We start from the raw sequence: 20,386 nt of genomic DNA on the forward strand, positions 1-20,386 counted from the left end.
CCAATTGTAAATATCTAAAATATGATTTCAAAAATTCTCATATTTCCTTTTGTGCTATTAGTTCGGTTTTATCAAGCTGCAATTTCGCCATTCACCCCAGCAGCCTGCCGATTTGAGCCTACTTGTTCTTCTTATATGATTGAAGCCTTGCAAAAACACGGATTATTACGCGGCGGATTTTTGGGCATAAAGAGAATCTTGAGCTGTCATCCTTGGGGACGAAGTGGATACGATCCCGTTCCGGATAAGAAATGCAAAGACAAACATTAACCTTTTTTGAATACATAATTTACTTTAAAATCCTATTTTTACGATTTACAAATAAAATTAACACTAAATGACACACGCTTTAAACATAGTTTGGAATCCAGCAGAAGGAATTGATTTGGGCTTTTTTATGATTAGATATTACAGCTTAATGTTTGTAGTTGCTTTTGGATTAGGCTGGTACATAATGAAAAACATATTTGATCGCGAAGGCGAGTCAATAGAAAAGCTGGATTCATTATTTATTTGGACTGTTTTGGCAACATTAGCTGGAGCGCGTTTAGGACATGTTTTCTTTTATGATTGGGAATATTATCGCAATAATCTTTTAGAAATATTATTGCCGTTTCGCTTCTCGCCAAGTTTTGAATTTACAGGTTATCAAGGACTAGCCAGTCATGGTGCTGCTATTTCGATCATAATTGCGATGTATTTTTACAGTAAAAATATATTAAGAAGACCTCAACTATGGATTTTAGACCGCATTGTAATTCCAGTTGCCAGCGGTGCAATTTTTGTGCGATTGGGTAACTTTTTCAATTCAGAAATTATAGGTCACGAAACAACGTCGACTTTTGGAATAAAATTTATAAGGGATCACTTTACTGCAATGGATGCTGTCAACGCGACTCAGATACCGAATCCAAAAGAGGCATACACTGCAATTGCAACCGATCCAAAGTTTGCTACTTTACTAGAACAAGTTCCTGCAAGACATCCTACACAATTGTATGAGGCAATTTGCTATGTTTTTGTATTTGCAATCTTGTTCTTTTTATATTGGAAAACAGAAAAAAGAATTTACACAGGATATATTTTTGGAATGTTTTTAGTTCTTTTATTCACGGTGCGTTTCTTTGTTGAATTTGTAAAAGAAAGTCAGGGTGGTTTTGAGAGTGCCTTGGGATTATTCTCTACGGGACAGTGGCTAAGCATTCCTTTTGTTTTAGTAGGAATGTATTTTGTAATTAAAGCTAAAAAAGAAATTCCGAGTTTATAAATTAACTATTAAAAATTAAAAAAGCGTTATCTGCATATTTGTAGATAACGCTTTTTTAGTTTAACCATGAATCTATCATAGAAACTAATGAGGTTTTTGGATTTAAAATTATGCTTTGATGTTAGTTTTAATAATCAAAGCGGTAATTAAAAACCTCGAATTTGCACAAACTAAAGTTCCTTAGAAATACTAACTTATAATTCATACAAAAATCTTTTACAATAAAGTAGAGGACTTTTATTAGGCTTTCGCCAAATATCAAAATGCAATTACATTCTTTCAGGAACAGCAATCCCTAATAATTGAAATGCTAATGCTATTGTATCGGCTACTTTTTTAGAAAGTTGCACTCGGAATATTTTTTTATCAATGTCCTCTTCTCCTAAAATAGAAACTGCTTGATAGAATGAATTGTACTCTCGTACTAATTCATAAGTGAAATTTGCCACTAAAGCTGGACTGTGTTGCTGCGCCGCACTTTGAATCACTTCTGGAAATAATTCTAGTTGCTTCACTAATTCCTTTTCTTTTTGATGCAACTCTGAAACGTTAGATTTAACACTATAATCAAAATTAGCTTTGCGAATTATGGATTGAATTCTAGCATACGTATATTGAATAAACGGACCTGTGTTTCCTGCAAAATCGACTGATTCTTCTGGATTAAACAAGATTCGTTTTTTAGGATCTACTTTCAAAATGTAATATTTTAAAGCACCAAGACCTATTGTGTTATATAACTTTGCCTTATCTTCAACTGAATAGCTGTCTAATTTCCCTAAATCTTCAGCAATTTTTTGAGCAGTATCTGTCATTTCCTGCATCAAATCATCGGCATCAACAACAGTTCCCTCACGGCTTTTCATTTTTCCAGAAGGTAAATCTACCATTCCGTAAGATAAGTGAAACAAGTTTTTAGACCAATCAAAACCTAATTTTTTCAGGATTAGGAACAAAACTTTAAAGTGATAATCTTGTTCGTTTCCTACGGTATAAACCATGCCGCCTACATCAGGAAAATCTTTCACACGTTGAATAGCAGTTCCTATATCCTGCGTCATGTAAACCGCTGTTCCATCTGAACGAAGCACAATTTTTCGATCTAGACCTTCCTCAGTCAAATCAATCCAAACGGAACCGTCAGCATCTTTTTCGAAAACGCCTTTGTCTAAACCAATTTGCACCACATCTTTACCGAGTAAATAGGTGTTACTTTCATAGTAATATTGATCGAAGTCGACTCCTAGGTTTTTATAAGTGATAGCAAAACCGTCATAAACCCATTGGTTCATCATTTTCCAAAGTTTGATCACCTCTTCATCGCCAGCCTCCCATTTAAGCAGCATTTCCTGCGCTTCTATAATGATTGGAGCTTGTTTTTTAGCTTCATCTTCGGTGTGACCGGCAATTATTGATTGTGCAATTTCTTCTTTATATACTTTGTCAAAAGCTACATAATAATTTCCCACAAGTTTATCTCCTTTTAGACCAGTAGATTCTGGAGTTTGCCCATTTCCAAATTTTTGCCAAGCCAACATTGATTTACAAATATGGATTCCTCGATCGTTGATGATTTGGGTTTTGTACACTTTTTTTCCACTCGCTTTTATTATTTCAGCTACTGAATATCCTAAAAGGTTGTTTCGAACATGACCTAAATGTAGCGGTTTATTAGTATTAGGTGAAGAATATTCAACTAATACCGCTTTATCATCTGATCCAATATTTGGTGATGGAGTTACAAAACCAAATTTAGCTTCATCTTTTATTCTTGCAAAAAATTCTAAATAGTAATCATCAGAGATGACAATATTTAAAAATCCTGAAACGACATTAAACTGACTCACTTCAGTCAAATTTTCAACTAAATAATTTCCTATTTTATTGCCTAATTCGACTGGATTACTTTTTATCAGTTTTAATAATGGAAAAATAACCATTGTAATATCGCCCTGAAATTCTTTCCGTGTGGTTTGAAATTCAACTTTATCAAGAGTAACATCAAATAAAGCTTTTACAGCTTTTTCGATAGCGGGCGTAAGAATTTGTGGTAATGTCATTTGATGAAATATTTTAAAGCGTGCAAAGATAGTTATTCTGGGGGAATTAAATCCTTATCCATTTTTAAGATCGAGGTTAAACCCTGAAGTACTTGATAAAAATACAACTTCATTCTAAAAAACCTCAAAATGTGGACTCAATAGCGAAATCTGACAAAAAAAATGAATATTCCAATAAAAAAAAGTGTGAATATAACAATGAATCTCAAAAATTGTGTAACACTATTTCATCAGTAATTTAGGATCTTTATTTCTGTCTTTAATTATTTAGAAAAACGCTACGCTTAAAATATTATTTAGTACAAATTTTTGCTGACAAATACAGTTTCAAATTAACAAACTAATTTCAAATCAACATGGAAACTATAAAAGAATTAGAACAAAAGATCATCAATTTTACTGCCAAAATTCTAGAAGAATATCCGGAGCTTTCCAAATATATTTCTGAAATGCCAGCAAATAATTCTGAAGATGAAAAAATAAAAATTGAAAATTTTGAAAAGTACTATCAATCATTAAGGGACGTTGTTCATCAGTATTCTCAAACACATGATGGCAACATACAACTCAGTGATAATAAAAACGCTAAATACGCAGACCTTCAAATTTATCCAGCAGAAGAAGATATTTACCAACAATTTACTAAAGAAGCAGATTTAAATCCTGAAAATATTTCTAAAAACAAAACGCCATACGAAACGGTAGACGGAACGAACAAAAAAGATTTTCAGGACACGATGACAGGAAGCGATTTAGATGTTCCGGGTTCAGAACTAGATGACCAGCAAGAAAGTATTGGAAGTGAAGACGAAGAAAATAATTATTATAGTTTGGGCGGAGATAATCATAATGATTTGGATGAAGATAAAGCGTAATAAAAAGTAACAACTTTGAATTTTTTATCGGTAAAAAATGGTTTGAAACTGAAAAACAATGCGAGATTCAAACTAATAAATACAAAGAATTACTATAGATTAAGCAAACTGCGAGGCATACAAACAATTTATAAATTAAAACGAAATGAAGAGATTAGAAAATAAAGTAGCAGTTATAACTGGCGGAGCTGGTAGTATTGGAAAAATTACTGCTCAACTATTTTTAGATGAAGGAGCTAAAGTGATGTTGGTTGACTTATCTGAGGATTCTTTAAAAAAAACTGTAGAAGAATTAAACAGTGAACAAGTACAACATTGTGTTGCCGATGTTTCAAAAGCTGTTGACGTACGGCATTATATTGATAAAACGGTAAAACTGTTTGGAAAAATTGATATTTTTTTCAACAATGCTGGAATTGAAGGTGCTGTAAAACCAATAGTAGATTATCCTGAAGATATTTTTGATAAAGTGATCGCGGTTAACGTCAAAGGAATGTGGTTAGGAAATAAATATGCATTACCCCAAATGAATGACGGCGGAAGCATAATTCTGACTTCATCCGTTGCAGGAATATTAGGTTCGGCTAATATGAGTGCTTACATAATAAGCAAACATGCCGGTGTGGGCATCATGCGAAGTGCAGCGATTGAAGCAGCAACAAGAAAAATTCGCGTAAATTCGGTAAATCCTTCACCTGTTAACAATAGAATGATGCGATCTATTGAAGAAGGCGTGTCATCAGGTAATGCGGCAGATATACAAAAGGAATTTGAAGCAATTATACCATTAAAACGGTATGCGGAACCTGAGGAAATTGCCAAATTAGTTTTATTTCTTGCGAGTGATGATAGTCAATTTATTACTGGAACCACTCAGATTATAGATGGTGGATTGTCAGCTCAATAATTATAAAGACTTTTTAACTACAAGGTTGATGAACGATACAGATAGATTTCGCAAAGGCACTAATTTTTTTAACCGAAACTGTGGTAATAATAATTTTTCGGTCGATGATCAACAAATTTATTTTCATTTCCAGTGAATATGCTTATCAAAATAAGTAAATAATGTTGCAGCCCAAATTTCGCTTTGTTGTTGATTCGGTTTTTAACTATTAAAATTATTTTGTTGCAAAAAGAGATTATGATAAATTTAACGATCGTATATTTTAGTATTTTAACTTTCAGTGACAACTTTCGATATTTTTACTGTTTAAACTGCTCTAAATTAATAATTTATCGTGGTAAAAAAAATTACAGAGGACTTCGTTGTTTAAACAATACTGTGAAATAAACAACTTTTTATAATTATTTTACAATACTTTTTTTTTAGATTTTATCCAATTTTACAATTAGAAAAAATTATTTTTCTAAAAAAAAACAATAGAAAATGGAAAACGAAATGCAAAATGACATTGTAGCAATAGCTACAACATCAGCCAAAACATTAGCTGCAGCAGTACAAGCTGCTGGATTAGTTGAAACTTTACAGGGAGATGGACCTTTTACAGTTTTTGCTCCCACCGATGCTGCCTTTGCGGCCATTCAATCAGATGTAGATCAATTACTAAAGCCCGAAAGCAAGTCAAAATTGGCTAAAATTTTAACTTATCATGTAGTAAGTGGAAAAATGACAGCGGCCGATTTAGAAGATGGTCAAGAGCTAACTACAGTTGAAGGCGGTAATTTAGAAGTTATGATACAAGATGGAAAAGTCAAAGTGGGAAACGCAAATGTTGTAGCTACTGACATTATAGCATCAAATGGGATCATTCATGTTATTGACAAAGTATTATTGCCAAAAGATTAAATTTTTTGAAAATAAAACCTTGCGATTGTGAGGTTTTATTTTTAGTTCTAGAATAAAAATTCGTTTATTAAAGTTCCCAAAAATCAATAATAACTTCAATATTAATCAAAACATTAAACGAAACAAATTACCAATAATATCTGTTTAAGATGCGCTTATTTAAAAAAATTCAGTCAATGAATTTGTACAGATACTCAGGCTATTTCTGTTATCTAAAAATAGAAACTTATAGAATATTTCTAATATTATTTTAACAAGCGCTAAAAAATAGGAATGTCAAATAAAACAAAACATCGTTAACTCAAGAAAAAATATCGCAAATTTATGAAAGTTTTGTCAGGCGTTTGCATCCGTTGCATACATAAGACAGTAATTTTAATTTGTAATTAATAAATATTAAAACAATGGAAAACACACACCAATATGAAGTCAATTTTGAATGGACACAAGACAGAAAAGGAATAATTTCTTCACCGGTTTTAAACCAAAAAATAGAAATTGTAACACCTCCTGACTTCCCGAAAGGCGAGCCCAATATTTGGTCATCAGAACATTTATTTGTAGCAGCAATAAGCAGTTGCGTAATGAATACTTTTTTTGCTATTGCCGATAATTCAGAATTAGAATATGAAAGTATTAAATGCAATGCAATTGGAATCGTAGAAAAAATCGATGAAATGTATACGGTGACTGAAATAAAATTAAAACCAATTCTTACAATTGCCGACGCCGAAGATTCTGATAAAGCGCTACGAGTTTTAGAAATGAGTGAAAAAAATTGTTTGATTTCTAATTCCGTAAAATCAAACATTGTGGTAGAATCTGAAATTGTGGTTACGGCATAAATTGGTTAATACAATATATTTCTAAAATCATCGTAAACAAGTTTTTGACTGATAAGGAAATGCTATTAAATAGCGCGATTTGGTCACAGACAACGCTCAATATTTAAAAGCTTCGAGCTTCTACCTTTGGAATAAAGAAGTGAAGTTGAATAAACAATGATGGTGTTTATTGTAAAAATGAGCAATTTGAAATTGCGAAATATATTGTTTATTTAAGTACATAAAAATGTATTATACTTGATTTCTAAGGCAGTTAAAGTAAAAAATTATTTATCATGGCAAAAGCAAAAAAAAGCACTAAAAAAAAGGATGACCCTTGCTGGAAGGGTTATAATCAACTTGGAACAAAAACTAAAGGTGGAAAAAAAGTCCCTAATTGTGTTCCCAAAGGAAAGGCTAAAGCTAAAAAAAGTAAATAATTGTTGTTAAAAAACAAATTTTCATCTCTTTTTAAGAACCAAACTACAATTAAACAAACAGATTGTAGAAATCATTTGTATAACGTAATTGTTTTGAATGATATAAAAAAAATGTTTAACTATCTAGGCGCTGATTTTAAGGCTTATAAATTACATGTCCGCTTGAGTTTTATTAAAAAAACCGCTACAAGCAAATTTTAAAATTAGTAGTTCCGAAGCAAATGATCTTTCTTTAAAAATTTTAAGAATGTTTTTCATCCAGATTTATTGATGAATAAGAAGTAAGCAGAAACACATCTATACGATTCAATCATTATGAATACTTACGATTTTAGCCTCTTTTTTTTACTGTTTTAACAAAATAATTTGACACCTTTCAATTTTAAATAAAATTCAAATTCTATCATTTTATAGATCATCAACACAATAATAAGTTATGAACTATTACATTATAATTCCGGTAATTATTGCTGCGATTGCATTAATTGTTTTTTTGATAAAAAGTAATCAGAAAGACAAGCAAGAATATATAAAATTTCTAAAAAATGATTTCCAGAAAAAACCATAAGAGGAATATGAAGATTATTAAAGCTTTAATAAAGCAAAAATTTTAATCGATTATGTTAAAATACATTTTAAGCTTTTTTATTGTAATCCACGGACTGATACATTTTATTGGGTTTGCAAAAGCGTTCAACTTCGGCACTATATCCCAAATTAGCAAAGAAATTTCAAAACCTGTTGGACTGCTTTGGCTTGGAACTGCATTTCTGTTTCTATTTGTCACCATTTTATTCTTACTGAAAAAAGAAGCTTGGATGATCGTTGGAATTACAGCCATTGTAATTTCACAATTATTGATTTTTGCGGTTTGGAAAGATGCAAAATTTGGAACAATTGCTAATATAATTATTCTTGTTGCTGTGTTACTAAATTATGGAAGTTTTCATTTTGAAAAAAGTTACCATAAAGATGTCCATGTAAACCTTCAAAGAACCAATACATTAGAAATGGATTTGTTGACAGAAACAGATTTAACTGCACTGCCTGAACCTGTAAAACGATATTTAAAATATGCTGGGGTTGTAAATAAACCAAAAGTAAAAAATATGCGCATTGCATTTGAAGGCCAAATGAGAGAAAAAGGCAAAGATTTTTTTCCCTTTATTTGTGAACAATATAATTTTTTTGACAATCCTACCCGACTGTTTTTTATGAAAGCAAAAATCAAAGGCTTTACAGTTCCGGGTTATCACAAATATTCAAATGCTAATGCAATAATGGATATTAGACTCTTTGGGCTATTCTCGGTAGTTAAAAAATCAGGAAAAGAAATGGATCGAGCAGAAACCGTAACACTATTTAACGATATGTGTTTAATGGCTCCTGCAACATTAATTGATAAACGGATTTCTTGGCAGATAATTAATAGCAGTTCGGCAAAAGCGATCTTTACAAATGACAAAATTACCATTTCAGCCATTTTGTATTTTAATGAAGAAGGACAATTAATTGATTTTATTTCTACAGATCGCGATGTCAATAACAATCCTTTTTCTACTCCAGTAAGCAATTATAAAAACTTAAACGGCATAAACATTATGACCTATGGAGAGACGATTTGGCATTATCCTGATGGAAAATTTGTGTACGGAAAATTTAATTTAAAAGAGGTTGAGTATAATGTTTCGGGAATGAAATAAGTAGTTGAAAAATAAGAACTGAATTGTTATTGGATAATCTAATTGTTACCATAGTAATCTTCATTTTATTTATAAAATGGCGGATAAAAAACCACACTTATTTCGACGTCCGAACAAAACTACCATTAAAGTCAAAGGTTCTGACAGCGCGGTAAATCTAGCGGTTGACTTTATTTCACTAAATTTATACAACTATTTGATTACCAATGCAAAAATGATGAAATCCAATGTTAAATTTTAACACGAATTAAAAACTTAACATTGCAAATTGATTCTATTTCTTTACATTTACATAACAAAATATTTACAATTAGCTAATTAACACTATAAAAATTTTAATATGGAAGAAAATAATCAAATGAGCACAAGCAATACTGAGGAAGAAAAAGCAACTAGCAAAACTGTTCCGCCTGTAGTAAAAAAAACAACGGCAGTTTCTAATCCGGTTGTAAAAAAACCTGCTATAAAAAATCCTGCTGTAAAAAATCCTGCTGTAAAAAAACCAGCCGCTAAAAAGGAAACAGTAACTAAAATATCAGCAGAAACTGCAACCAATATAAAGAAAAATGACATTGTCAGCATTGACGAACTAATCCAAGCTGAAATGTTAGATCTTAAGGCTACGAAAAAGTTAGATAAAAAAAATCTTAAAAAATTAAAAAAGATGAGCGACAAAAGCAAAGAGAAAGAGAAAAAAGCAAAAAACAAACTAAAAGAAAAAGCGAAAAAAGCGCAGAAAAAGAAAAAAGAGAAAGCTAAAAAAGAAAAGGTCAAAAAGAAATTAAAAGAAAAAAAAGCTAAGAAAAAAGCAGCTGCCAAAAAGAAAAAATCAAAGAATAAGGCAAAGAAAAAATAATTATTAAAAAAATCGGAACTAACAGTTTCGATTTTTTTTTGATCTGAAAATAACTAAACAGAAATAGTTGAATTAAATTATCAGTAGTTAAATTAGAATATCGATAGCAATTAATAATGGGGAAGATTCGGTGCAAGCGGAAGTTTATTATGGCTTACTTTTGCAAAAAACTACAACAGTAGTTAGTAAATGAACTTTATCTTCAGTAATGAATTGTTTTTTTTCTAAAAATTAAAAGTAATCACTAAAGAAAAAACCTTAATAATCAAAACTGAAATTGCATTAATTTTTTCTGTGTCAAGAAATTCAGCGGTAAACAAATTAAATGATACCATTTTTTAAATATTGATTTTGTAAAAAAATCAACTGAATTACTTAATTATAAAAATTATCGCTCAAGATTCTCCTTCAAAGTCACTAAACTACTAGCAATGTCATTACCTATTAATTTTTCAAGATTAACAAAATAAATAATAGCATTCAGCGGAAAATTATAAAAACTGCTAAAAGTCCAAGTGACTTTGGTTTCGTTTTCATTAATTGCTGTCAGTGAAATTATAGCAACAGACTTTAGAGGTAAAGGTTTTGTAAATTGGATATCACAGCAAATTTCCTCTCCTTCAACTATTTTTGATATGGTTTGGGTTCCTGTGCCAATACTATTTACTTTGCTACTCCATGAATACGTAAAACCAACTTCACCATCAGTTCCGGAATAAGACTTTACAGTATTTGGATCCTTCCGATTGTAATAACTATACTCGTTTTGATTTCTAAGCAGTCTTATGTAATTAAAAATTTGTTGTTTTGGTTTCTTAATTATTATCTCTCTAACAATTAAGTAATCATTCTTTAAATAAGATCCCAAAACAATTATTGCAACGGCTAATAATAATATTACAGTCATACTTTTTTTTTAAATTTAATCAATCGATTTTACTTTTAAATAAAAAACCTACGCAATAATTTACGTAGGCTTAAAATAATTATAAGAGTATAATTTAAAATATACTAAAATTAATTTTTACACTACCACTTTATAATTGCGCTGGCCCAAGTAAATCCGCTTCCAAAAGCAGCTAAAACAATTGTATCACCAGATTTAATCTTTCCTTGTTCCCAAGCTTCGGTCAATGCAATAGGAATAGACGCTGCCGTAGTATTTCCATATTTTTGAATATTATTAAAGACTTGATCGTCGCTTAACTCGAATTTATTTTGAATGAACTGAGAAATTCTCAAATTGGCTTGATGCGGAATTAACATATCTATGTCGGAAACCTCCAGATTATTTGCTTGTAAACCTTCATTAATTACTTCGCTAAAACGAACTACCGCATTTTTAAATACAAATTGTCCATTCATGTGTGGATAATAACTTTCATCATCTGGATCATTATCAGCAAGAATATCTGAAACCCAACGACCACCCATTCCTGGTGCTTTCAAAACCAGTTCTTCAGCATGCTGCCCTTCAGAATGTAAATGTGTAGACAAAATTCCTTTAGTCAAATCTTCTTCTCTACTTAAAACTGCAGCTCCTGCTCCATCACCAAAAATTACCGAAACTCCGCGACCACGAGAAGTCATATCTAATCCTGATGAATGTACCTCGGATCCAATAACTAGAATGTTTTTATACATTCCGGTTTTAATATATTGATCGGCAACTGATAAAGCGTAAATAAAACCAGAACACTGATTTCTTACGTCTAATGCGCCAATGGTTTTTAAACCTAAATCTCTCTGTACTAAAACTCCTGGTCCAGGAAAATAATAGTCAGGGCTTAAAGTTGCAAAAACAATAAAATCAATATCGTGTTTATCTAATCCAGAACGCTCAATTGCAATCTCAGCAGCTTTGACGCCCATTGAAGTTGTAGTATCTTCTCCTGGAATAATATGTCTTCGCTCTTGAATTCCCGTTCTTTCCTGAATCCACTCGTCATTAGTTTCGATGATTTTTGATAAATCATCATTAGTCACTACGTTGTCAGGAACATAAAATCCTAAACCTGTTATTTTTGAATGATACATATTATTATTTTTATTATAAACCTGTTGTAAATTTAAAACGATTGTCAAAATTTCAACTTACAAAGAACCGCTTTTTTAATAATTAAAACTAGAATACTTAGAGTTAAAAAATAAATTAATTTTAAGGCGAACTATTCCATTTATGCAAAGTGATATTGTTTGAACATTGTTTTTTAATTTTTGCGCTTTTATTTTATTCGAAAAATGAACAGCAATTGATATTGCAAAAAAGTTAAAAAAAGTGTTACGCTTTCAAATGTAATAATATTGCATTATTTTCGAATCATAATACATTCTACTATCGCTAATTTAAAATCATTCAATTTATGAAGTCAAAAATTCCATTTTTCTTATTTTTAGGACTGAGCTTAACTACCTTTGCTCAGGAAAACTTGAGTTACCAAAAACCATCTAAATCCATTCTGGAATTAGCTGATTTTGAAAGAGCACCAGCCGTATCGATGGATACTAAAAAAGAATATTTGTTATTATCTTACAGAAATACATACAAAACCTTAGATGATTTAAACCAAGATGAATTGCGTTTAGGAGGTTTACGAATCAATCCTGTAACTAATATCTCGAGTACAGTCACGTACATCAATAATCTTAAATTAAGGAAAGTAAATGACAAAAACGAAATGCAAGTTGCTGGTTTACCTGAAAATCCTCGTATAAGTAATATCGCTTGGTCACCAAATGATAAAAAAATCTCTTTTTCTCATACTACAGCTTCTGGAGTTGAACTTTGGGTTATCGACGTCGCTCTGGCAAAAGCCACAAAATTAACCGAAGCAATTGTCAATGCTAACATCGGGAGTCCGTTTAGCTGGTTGAATGACAATGAGACTATTCTAGTAAAAATGCTTCCAAAAAATAGAGCGGCCTTATTAGATTCTAAAAAAGATTTGCCTGCAGGTCCAATAATTTCTAATGCCGACGGAGCAAAATCACAAAACAGAACTTATCCAGATATGTTGAAAAACAAGAACGATGAAATCAATTTTGAGAACATCATGACATCTGAATTGTACAAAGTAAAACTAAATGGAACGGCAACTCTATTTATGAAAGCAGCAATGTATGCCGGAGAAAGTTTTTCGCCAGACGGTAATTATTTGATGGTAACCACAATTCAAAAACCATTTTCATACATTGTTCCACTTAGTCGATTTCCATCTAAATCAGCTATTTACGACAGTGCTGGAAAAGAAGTGAAAGTTGTTAATGAAGTTCCGTTGACCGAAATTATTCCAAAAGGGTTTATGGCAGTTCGCAAAGGAAAAAGAAACATGAGTTGGAGAGCAGATAAACCTGCGACTTTAGTTTTTACGGAAGCATTAGATGGCGGAGATCCTGCAAACGATGTAGCTTTTAGAGACGAAGTTTTCTTGTGGAATGCTCCTTTTACTACTGCTCCTACCTCATTAGTTAAAACTCCTCAACGTTATGACCGAATGATTTGGGGCAATAATAACATTGCTATCGTTTCTGATGAATGGTATGATAGTCGAAATACAAAAACGTATTTAATCAATCCGTCTGATCCAAGTCAAGCTCCAAAAGTAATATTTGATAGAAATTCACAAGACGTATATTCTGATCCAGGAAATTTCGAAACAAGAAAAAATCAGTACAATCGATATGTTTTGGCAATAGAAAATGAAAATACTTTTCTTATTGGTGATGGATTTACTAAAAATGGTCAGTTCCCGTTTATTACTGAATTTAACTTAAAAACTTTAAAATCAAACCGACTTTACACCTCAACTTTCACTGATAAAAAAGAAGACATAATCGAAATTGAGGATTTCAAGAAAGGAACTGTTTTAGTGCAAATTCAATCTAAAAATGAGTATCCAAATTATTACCTAAGAAATATCAAACAAAAAGACAAGTTAACACCAATTACTGATTTTAAAAATCCGTTTGAAAGCATCAAAAACGTCAGTAAAGAAGTGATTAAATACAAGCGTAAAGATGGCGTTGAATTATCTGGTACTTTGTATATGCCAGTTGGTTATGACAAAGCAAAAAAAGAGAAAATGCCTTTGTTAATTTGGGCTTACCCAGCAGAATACAAGGACAAAAATTCAGCAGGACAAGTAACCCAAAATCCAAATGAGTTTACATTTCCTAGTTATGGTTCATTCGTTTATTGGGTAACTAAAGGCTATGTCGTTCTTGATGACGCTGCTTTCCCCATTATTGGCGAAGGAACAACGGAACCAAATGATAATTTTATCACGCAGTTAGTTGATAATGCCGAAGCAGCGATCAATGCTGTAGATGCTTTGGGTTACATTGACAGAAAAAAAGTAGCAGTTGGCGGTCATTCTTATGGTGCTTTTATGACTGCTAATTTATTAACCCACTCTAATCTTTTTGCGTGCGGAATTGCTAGAAGTGGTGCTTATAATAGAACATTAACTCCTTTTGGTTTTCAAAGTGAGCAGCGTAACTATTGGGAAAGTCCAGACGTCTATAATGCGATGTCTCCGTTTATGAATGCTGGCAAAATGAAAACACCAATGCTTTTAGTTCACGGCGAAGCTGATAACAATCCTGGGACTTTTACATTGCAAACAGAGCGTTATTTCCAAGCTTTGAAAGGATTAGGTGCTCCCGCTAGAATGGTAATTTTACCAAAAGAATCTCATGGATATGTTGGGAAGGAAAACATACTTCATTTGCTTTGGGAACAAGATCAGTTTTTAGAGAAGTATTTGAAGAACTAATTAAAAAAAATTTAAAATAAGCGATTTACTGCTAAGGAATAAAAAAAGGATTTATTGCCACAAAGTCATGAAGGCACAAAGTTTTAACAAAAGTGGATTTACTACCTAGCTAAATGAAATTGGTGCCCTAGAGTCTTCGTGGCAAATGCTTTACAAAATCAAGTTAAGTAAGCTATATACTGCTAAGGAATAAAAAAAGGATTTATTGCCACAAAGTCACGAAGCCACAAAATTTTTGCAAAAGTGAATTTACTACTAAGCTAAATGAAATTGGTGTCTTAGAGTCTTCATGGCAAATGCTTTAAAAGATCAAGTAAAGTGCAGTAACTTCTGTGTTACTATCACAAATTCAAAATCTGTGAATCTGTGGCGAAAAAAATTTTTATCGCCACAGAAAAATCCTATGGAGTTGAAAGGCTTACTAAAATAAATTGAAACTCTGAAATTACTGATTTTCAGGGCTTTTAATATGATAGAAATTGGATTATAAGTTTTTTTAGTGCTGATCAGTTTATTTGTTACAAAAAGGTTTTAAAAACATTTATGGTCTAAAAATCTATAAAATTATACCTACAAGGTCAAAAAAAGACCTTGCAGGAAAACGGCAAATAAAGTATGTTCTAACAATCAATATTTTAAATTAAGCTATTAGCGGATCCAGCTTCTAAAATAATAATAAAGCCTACTTAAATATTATAAAAAACCTTTTTTCATGACATCATCAAAGTAACTTCTTGATTCACTTCTAACTCAGAATCATGTTCGAAGAAAATAGCTCTTCTTTCAAAAGCTGCTTTGATTAAATAATGACTTCCTTTAAAATAACATTGTTTTACAACTACGTGCATCATCCCGTTATCCACTACTATTAATTGATGCGGGTACAATAATAGTAATTGATCTTCTTCGTCTTCAAGAGGAATTAACTGCGATAATTTTAATTCATTCACTTCACCAAAAAGTGATGCAATATATTTGTTTGCTGGATTTTCATACAACGTCTTTGAATTGGCTTTTGCCATTAATTTTCCGTCTTGAATCACTATCGTTTCATCAGAAAAAGCCAATGCGTCTGTGCTGTCGTGCGTTGCAATAATGCAAGTCACTCGTTTATCTTTCAAGTAGCGAAATAAATTACGACGTAAAGAATTCTTTCTAAAAGAATCAATTTGGCTAAAAGGTTCGTCAAGCAATAAAATTTCTGGTTCTAATGCTAAAACTCTCGCTAGCGCCACTCTTTGCTGCTGACCGCCACTTAGGAATCTTGCCTTTACTTTTGCGAAAGCAGTCATTTCAACCATGTCTAATAGTTCGTGCACACGAGCACTTTTTTCTTCAGGATACATATTAGACAAAAACTTACCCACATTTTCCTCCACAGTAATGTATGGCATCAAATCAAAATCTTGCGCTAAATATTTTATGTAATCTTCTCCTGCAACTAAATTAAATTTTGGTCCTAATATAGGATTTCCATTATATGTGATTTCACCGCTGTCTAAATTGTACAATCCGTATATGAGTTTTAGCAAAGTGCTTTTACCGCAACCGCTTTCGCCAATAAGTGCCGTGTTTTGACCTTTTGTAATTGTAAAACTGATATTTTCAATAACCGGTTTGTCAATGTAAGTAAACGTTATGTCTTTTATCTCAAGCATCATCAATATTTAAAAGTGCAAATTTACAATGTTTAATTTATTTACACCACGATTTATGTGGGTTTGTGAGTCATTTTCCACCAAGGCTCCGAGTCGCAAATCGTGCTCTTTAGGGTTATAAAAATGTACTTTAATAAGCATCCGAATTATGAATATAGAATAGTTTTTTTGCAGCAAAAATTAATAAGTTACCATAAAGCTTAACTTTCCTTAATTTGCTTACTATTTTATTTTTGTCAAATCGAGCGCAGTCGAGATTACGCATCAATTATAGATTAGGTTTCGCCCTTCGACTAGGCAACACATAAAGCGCTAAATATAAAAACTTTTTTTATGTAAAATTAAAACACAAATTGTATTAAACAGACCTTCCTAAAAATATAAATGGAATTGATTGATCGTACCAAAATTAAAGAAATTGTAACTTATTTAAATTATTCTTTGCAACAAACTAGAGGCTACTTTCTTACCTTAGATCACTTTAAAAAACTGTCATAAAAATTTGGGTACAAAAAAAGGTTGCTTCGTGACGAAACAACCTCTTTTTTAAAAATATTTTTTTTTAATTTTTGCTTTCCGCTTCGGAGTCTTTGATCATTTTATCATTTGCAGTAATAGCAAATTCGACACGACGATTTTGACTTCTTCCTTGCAGTGTTTCATTTGATGCAATTGGATCAGCAATTCCTAAACCAGTCACTTGAAATCTACTTGAAGAAACACCTTTTCCAGTTAAATAATTTCTCACTGCTGACGCTCTTTCTCCTGAAAGTTTCAAATTATATTCTGCCGCACCAGTATTATCAGTGTAACCATAGATTGTAATATTAGTATCAGGATATTCTCCAAAAACAGGAACTAATTTATTTAAATTAGCTTTTGCAGCAGCAGTCAAAGAGGATTTGTTTGTATCAAAACGCACTGCGTTTTCATTTAAAACAAGTTTGATTCCCTCACCTACACGTACAACTTCAGCACCAGGAAGCACCGCATCAATTTCTCTTGCTTGCTTGTCCATTTTGTTACCAATCACGCCACCGGCAACTCCACCTACGACTCCACCTAACACAGCTCCCATTGCGCCTTTACCACCTTTACCTAGGTTGTTTCCAAGAACTCCACCAAGTACAGCACCGGCAACAGCACCTATTCCTGCTCCTCTTTGTTTTTGATTTGTATTTTTTATCGCTTCACAACTAGTAAATATTGAACCTATGACCATTATTGTTGCAATCGCAACTACTGAAATCTTTTTCATAACTGAATTTATTTATTAATTAACTTTTTGAAACTGGTAAACTACATCAGTCATTTTTCCGCCAACATCGATTTTATCAATCAATTGGAATGAAGTTTCTGTTTGATTAGCAAGGCCTAAAACGTATCCATCTCTTACTTTCTTCGCTTTTTCGCCAGCGGATAAAACTTTAAGAACAAACTGCCCGTTGTCATTTACAAACCAAGTGATTGGCGAACTGAACGCAGCGCAATCCGCTTTTGTCAACGCCATCACGCCTTTGTTATTATTAGAAACGAATTTCCACGTACTTCCTACAAAACATTCTGAATCGGCTAACTGAAAAGTATTTACCTTGATGTATTGCGATCCTGGATAAGTAACGGAACTAATTTCCCAATTTCCTTTGATCGCGATCTGTGCTTTTCTGTCGGTACTAGTGCTTGTAGCAGATTGTGATTTACAAGCAAACATCAATACGGCTACTACACATATTAGAATAACTTTTTTCATTTTTCTTAATTTTAATGAATTAATACTCACACAAAGGTAAGTGGGGGGTTACAGATTTTTGTTGCAAAATTACATTATATTTTATTAAAATTATCACTTCCGACATTTTGTCACCTAATATATAAGTGGTACTGTGTTTGAAAGAATACTAGCCATTAAAACAAACTTAAAAATTCAAAATATGACAACAGGCAAAATTAATGTTTCGGTTGAAAACATCTTTCCCTTAATCAAGAAGTTCCTATACAGTGATCACGAGATTTTCTTGAGAGAGTTAATTTCCAATGGTACTGATGCGACGTTAAAACTAAAGCATCTTACTAGCATTGGCGAAGCCAAAGTAGAATATGGCAACCCAATGATTGAAGTGAAAATCGATAAAGAAGGTAAAAAACTCCACATAATCGATCAAGGTTTAGGAATGACTGCAGATGAAGTAGAGAAATATATCAACCAAGTTGCTTTTTCTGGTGCGGAAGAATTCTTAGACAAATACAAAGATTCAGCTAAGGATTCTGGAATTATTGGACATTTTGGACTTGGTTTCTACTCGGCTTTTATGGTTGCTGAAAAAGTGGAGATCATCACTAAATCTTACAAAGACGAACCAGCTGCACACTGGACTTGTGATGGAAGCCCAGAATTTACATTAGAACCAGCAGACAAAACCACTCGTGGAACCGAAATTATTTTGCACATAGCCGAAGATTCTTTGGAATTTCTTGAAGATTCTAAAATCAAAGGTTTATTGAATAAGTACAATAAGTTTATGCCTATTCCAATTAAATTTGGAACAAAGACAGAAAAAATTGAACAAAAAAAGGGCGAAGAAGTTGCCGAAGAGGATAAAGACAAAACTTTTACAGAAGTAGAAGTTGATAACATCATCAACAACCCAAACCCAGCTTGGACAAAGCAACCTACCGAATTATCTCCAGAAGATTATAAGAATTTCTACCATGAATTGTATCCTATGCAGTTTGAGGAGCCATTGTTCCATATTCACTTAAATGTTGATTATCCGTTCAACTTAACCGGTATTTTATATTTCCCTAAATTGGGTTCCGACTTACAAATTCAGAAAGATAAAATCCAGTTGTATCAAAATCAGGTTTACGTAACGGATAATGTAGAGGGAATTGTTCCTGAATTTTTAATGATGCTTAAAGGTGTTGTTGATTCTCCAGATATTCCATTAAATGTATCTCGTTCTGGATTGCAAGCTGATGCTGCGGTTAAGAAAATTTCGAACTATATCACTCGTAAAGTAGCGGATAAATTGAAATCATTATTCACAGAAAATCGTGCTGATTTTGAACAAAAATGGAATGACATCAAAATCGTTCTAGAGTACGGAATGCTATCTGAAGATAAATTCTATGAAAAAGCAGGTGCTTTTGTTTTATACCCAACAGTAGATGACAAATTCTACACACTGGAGGAAATCAAAGAAAACCTTGCTGCAAATCAAACTGATAAAGACGGAAAATTAGTCGTTTTATACGCTGGAAATAAGGAAGCGCAACACTCTTACATTGAAACTGCAAAAGAGAAAGGATATGAAGTTTTATTGCTAGACTCTCCTATTATCTCTCACCTGATTCAAAAAATTGAAGGCGATAACAGCAACATGACTTTTATACGTGTCGATTCAGATCATATTGATAATTTAATTAAGAAAGACGAAACTACGATTTCTAAATTATCCGAAGAAGAGCAAACCAACTTGAAAACCGTTCTAGAAGCCATTGTTCCTAAACAAACATACAGTGTCCAACTAGAAGCGCTAGACAGCAATGCATCTCCATTCATTATTACCCAACCAGAATTCATGCGTAGAATGAAAGAAATGAGTCAGTCTGGCGGTGGCGGCGGAATGTTTGGAATGGGTAATATGCCAGAAATGTACAATTTGGTCGTGAATACTAATTCTGAATTAGCGACTAACATTTTAAACAATAAAGACGCAGCAGCTCAAGAAAGCTTGATCAAACAAGCGCTTGACTTAGCTAAATTATCGCAAAACCTTTTAAAAGGAGAAGCACTAACGGCTTTTGTAAAAAGAAGTTTTGAGCTGATAAAATAGTCCTCCCCTAACCCCTTTATGGTTCGGGAACTAAGACCTGCAAGTGAAAACTTGCGGGTCTTTTTTTTGGAGCAGAATGATTGGTTTTCATGAGGCGCTATGTCCCGCTATTCGCTGCAATCTTTGCTCTTGGCTATCGCCCAAGCAAAGGATTTCCGCTACTATCGGGGCTATTTTAGAGCGATTTGTTTTATAAGTGCATCAGAAAGGATGTTACGAATTAAGTTAAAATTTGTTAAAACTTAAAAGAAAAGAAAACCGAATAAGAAGTCGCTCAAACTT

The 20,386-nt window shown here is 32.4% G+C and carries 18 protein-coding genes; 12 read left to right on the plus strand and 6 right to left on the minus strand.

From position 1 onward, the window contains the following. Nucleotides 1-21 precede the first annotated feature (21 nt). Entirely contained in the window at nucleotides 22-270 is a 249-nt protein-coding gene (gene yidD, locus BUB42_RS13215) for a membrane protein insertion efficiency factor YidD (protein WP_073021209.1), read from the plus strand. 67 nt (nucleotides 271-337) lie between these two features. Continuing rightward, nucleotides 338-1,267, plus strand: coding sequence for a prolipoprotein diacylglyceryl transferase (lgt, locus tag BUB42_RS13220; RefSeq protein ID WP_073021210.1), 930 nt, complete (start codon nucleotides 338-340; stop codon nucleotides 1,265-1,267). 269 nt (nucleotides 1,268-1,536) lie between these two features. Here the strand turns inward: lgt and argS are convergent, their stop codons facing one another. Then, on the minus strand, nucleotides 1,537-3,327 hold the full coding sequence (gene argS / locus BUB42_RS13225) for an arginine--tRNA ligase (RefSeq protein ID WP_073021212.1): 1,791 nt from the start codon (nucleotides 3,325-3,327) through the stop codon (nucleotides 1,537-1,539). Nucleotides 3,328-3,683: 356 nt separating this feature from the next. On the opposite strand from argS, the gene BUB42_RS16770 reads away from it, so the two are divergent. The 8 genes from BUB42_RS16770 to BUB42_RS16595 all read left to right on the plus strand — a co-directional run bounded on the left by BUB42_RS16770 (nucleotide 3,684) and on the right by BUB42_RS16595 (nucleotide 9,835). After that, entirely contained in the window at nucleotides 3,684-4,202 is a 519-nt protein-coding gene (locus BUB42_RS16770; RefSeq protein WP_244533935.1) for a hypothetical protein, read from the plus strand. 145 nt (nucleotides 4,203-4,347) lie between these two features. Beyond that, on the plus strand, nucleotides 4,348-5,109 hold the full coding sequence (locus BUB42_RS13235) for an SDR family NAD(P)-dependent oxidoreductase (protein WP_073021214.1): 762 nt from the start codon (nucleotides 4,348-4,350) through the stop codon (nucleotides 5,107-5,109). A 483-nt stretch (nucleotides 5,110-5,592) separates the two neighbouring features. Continuing rightward, the gene (locus BUB42_RS13240) at nucleotides 5,593-6,012 is read left to right on the plus strand and encodes a fasciclin domain-containing protein (RefSeq protein ID WP_073021216.1); all 420 of its coding nucleotides are present in this window, start codon (nucleotides 5,593-5,595) and stop codon (nucleotides 6,010-6,012) included. A 404-nt stretch (nucleotides 6,013-6,416) separates the two neighbouring features. After that, complete coding sequence (locus BUB42_RS13245; RefSeq protein ID WP_073021218.1) at nucleotides 6,417-6,857, plus strand: OsmC family protein; 441 nt, start codon at nucleotides 6,417-6,419, stop codon at nucleotides 6,855-6,857. Nucleotides 6,858-7,132: 275 nt separating this feature from the next. Beyond that, nucleotides 7,133-7,276 (plus strand): hypothetical protein, encoded by a 144-nt coding sequence (locus BUB42_RS16495; protein ID WP_170857235.1) that lies wholly within the window; start codon nucleotides 7,133-7,135, stop codon nucleotides 7,274-7,276. Between the two features lie 436 nt (nucleotides 7,277-7,712). Beyond that, nucleotides 7,713-7,844: a hypothetical protein gene (locus tag BUB42_RS16835; RefSeq protein ID WP_262987408.1), complete on the plus strand. Its 132-nt coding sequence runs from the start codon at nucleotides 7,713-7,715 to the stop codon at nucleotides 7,842-7,844. A gap of 52 nt (nucleotides 7,845-7,896) precedes the next feature. Further along, nucleotides 7,897-8,979: a DUF6544 family protein gene (locus tag BUB42_RS13250; RefSeq protein ID WP_084118349.1), complete on the plus strand. Its 1,083-nt coding sequence runs from the start codon at nucleotides 7,897-7,899 to the stop codon at nucleotides 8,977-8,979. 340 nt (nucleotides 8,980-9,319) lie between these two features. Continuing rightward, nucleotides 9,320-9,835, plus strand: a complete 516-nt coding sequence (locus BUB42_RS16595; protein ID WP_073021220.1) for a hypothetical protein — start codon at nucleotides 9,320-9,322, stop codon at nucleotides 9,833-9,835. A 388-nt stretch (nucleotides 9,836-10,223) separates the two neighbouring features. On the opposite strand, the gene BUB42_RS13260 is transcribed toward BUB42_RS16595, so the two are convergent. Then, nucleotides 10,224-10,742: an SRPBCC family protein gene (locus tag BUB42_RS13260; RefSeq protein WP_073021222.1), complete on the minus strand. Its 519-nt coding sequence runs from the start codon at nucleotides 10,740-10,742 to the stop codon at nucleotides 10,224-10,226. Between the two features lie 122 nt (nucleotides 10,743-10,864). After that, nucleotides 10,865-11,872, minus strand: a complete 1,008-nt coding sequence (locus BUB42_RS13265) for a 3-oxoacyl-ACP synthase III family protein (protein WP_073021224.1) — start codon at nucleotides 11,870-11,872, stop codon at nucleotides 10,865-10,867. 326 nt (nucleotides 11,873-12,198) lie between these two features. On the opposite strand from BUB42_RS13265, the gene BUB42_RS13270 reads away from it, so the two are divergent. Continuing rightward, nucleotides 12,199-14,610, plus strand: coding sequence for a S9 family peptidase (locus tag BUB42_RS13270; RefSeq protein ID WP_073021226.1), 2,412 nt, complete (start codon nucleotides 12,199-12,201; stop codon nucleotides 14,608-14,610). A gap of 710 nt (nucleotides 14,611-15,320) precedes the next feature. Here the strand turns inward: BUB42_RS13270 and BUB42_RS13275 are convergent. The 3 genes from BUB42_RS13275 to BUB42_RS13285 form a co-directional block, all read right to left on the minus strand. Beyond that, a complete protein-coding gene (locus BUB42_RS13275; protein WP_073021361.1) occupies nucleotides 15,321-16,268 on the minus strand; it encodes an ABC transporter ATP-binding protein in 948 nt (315 codons plus the stop codon). A 562-nt stretch (nucleotides 16,269-16,830) separates the two neighbouring features. Then, the gene (locus BUB42_RS13280) at nucleotides 16,831-17,526 is read right to left on the minus strand and encodes a YiaD family glycine zipper/OmpA-like lipoprotein (protein WP_073021228.1); all 696 of its coding nucleotides are present in this window, start codon (nucleotides 17,524-17,526) and stop codon (nucleotides 16,831-16,833) included. Nucleotides 17,527-17,541: 15 nt separating this feature from the next. Further along, a complete protein-coding gene (locus tag BUB42_RS13285; RefSeq protein WP_073021230.1) occupies nucleotides 17,542-18,018 on the minus strand; it encodes a lipocalin family protein in 477 nt (158 codons plus the stop codon). 181 nt (nucleotides 18,019-18,199) lie between these two features. Between BUB42_RS13285 and htpG the strand changes: the two genes are divergently transcribed. Beyond that, nucleotides 18,200-20,104 carry a molecular chaperone HtpG gene (htpG, locus tag BUB42_RS13290; RefSeq protein ID WP_073021363.1) on the plus strand — a complete coding sequence of 635 codons (1,905 nt, stop codon included), beginning with the start codon at nucleotides 18,200-18,202 and terminating at the stop codon, nucleotides 20,102-20,104. Nucleotides 20,105-20,386 lie beyond the last annotated feature (282 nt).

The sequence above is a fragment of the Flavobacterium micromati genome, assembly GCF_900129585.1.
Taxonomy (GTDB): domain Bacteria; phylum Bacteroidota; class Bacteroidia; order Flavobacteriales; family Flavobacteriaceae; genus Flavobacterium; species Flavobacterium micromati.

Bases quoted from the DNA above. Each gene is read 5' to 3' on its own strand.
- BUB42_RS16835 (WP_262987408.1), top strand. From the start codon at position 7,713: ATGAACTATTACATTATAATTCCGGTAATTATTGCTGCGATTGCATTA.
- BUB42_RS16595 (WP_073021220.1), top strand. From the start codon at position 9,320: ATGGAAGAAAATAATCAAATGAGCACAAGCAATACTGAGGAAGAAAAA.
- BUB42_RS13270 (WP_073021226.1), top strand. From the start codon at position 12,199: ATGAAGTCAAAAATTCCATTTTTCTTATTTTTAGGACTGAGCTTAACT.
- BUB42_RS13265 (WP_073021224.1), bottom strand. From the start codon at position 11,872: ATGTATCATTCAAAAATAACAGGTTTAGGATTTTATGTTCCTGACAAC.
- argS (WP_073021212.1), bottom strand. From the start codon at position 3,327: ATGACATTACCACAAATTCTTACGCCCGCTATCGAAAAAGCTGTAAAA.
- lgt (WP_073021210.1), top strand. From the start codon at position 338: ATGACACACGCTTTAAACATAGTTTGGAATCCAGCAGAAGGAATTGAT.
- BUB42_RS13260 (WP_073021222.1), bottom strand. From the start codon at position 10,742: ATGACTGTAATATTATTATTAGCCGTTGCAATAATTGTTTTGGGATCT.
- BUB42_RS13240 (WP_073021216.1), top strand. From the start codon at position 5,593: ATGGAAAACGAAATGCAAAATGACATTGTAGCAATAGCTACAACATCA.
- BUB42_RS16495 (WP_170857235.1), top strand. From the start codon at position 7,133: ATGGCAAAAGCAAAAAAAAGCACTAAAAAAAAGGATGACCCTTGCTGG.
- BUB42_RS13245 (WP_073021218.1), top strand. From the start codon at position 6,417: ATGGAAAACACACACCAATATGAAGTCAATTTTGAATGGACACAAGAC.
- BUB42_RS16770 (WP_244533935.1), top strand. From the start codon at position 3,684: ATGGAAACTATAAAAGAATTAGAACAAAAGATCATCAATTTTACTGCC.
- BUB42_RS13280 (WP_073021228.1), bottom strand. From the start codon at position 17,526: ATGAAAAAGATTTCAGTAGTTGCGATTGCAACAATAATGGTCATAGGT.
- BUB42_RS13235 (WP_073021214.1), top strand. From the start codon at position 4,348: ATGAAGAGATTAGAAAATAAAGTAGCAGTTATAACTGGCGGAGCTGGT.
- BUB42_RS13275 (WP_073021361.1), bottom strand. From the start codon at position 16,268: ATGCTTGAGATAAAAGACATAACGTTTACTTACATTGACAAACCGGTT.
- yidD (WP_073021209.1), top strand. From the start codon at position 22: ATGATTTCAAAAATTCTCATATTTCCTTTTGTGCTATTAGTTCGGTTT.
- htpG (WP_073021363.1), top strand. From the start codon at position 18,200: ATGACAACAGGCAAAATTAATGTTTCGGTTGAAAACATCTTTCCCTTA.
- BUB42_RS13285 (WP_073021230.1), bottom strand. From the start codon at position 18,018: ATGAAAAAAGTTATTCTAATATGTGTAGTAGCCGTATTGATGTTTGCT.
- BUB42_RS13250 (WP_084118349.1), top strand. From the start codon at position 7,897: ATGTTAAAATACATTTTAAGCTTTTTTATTGTAATCCACGGACTGATA.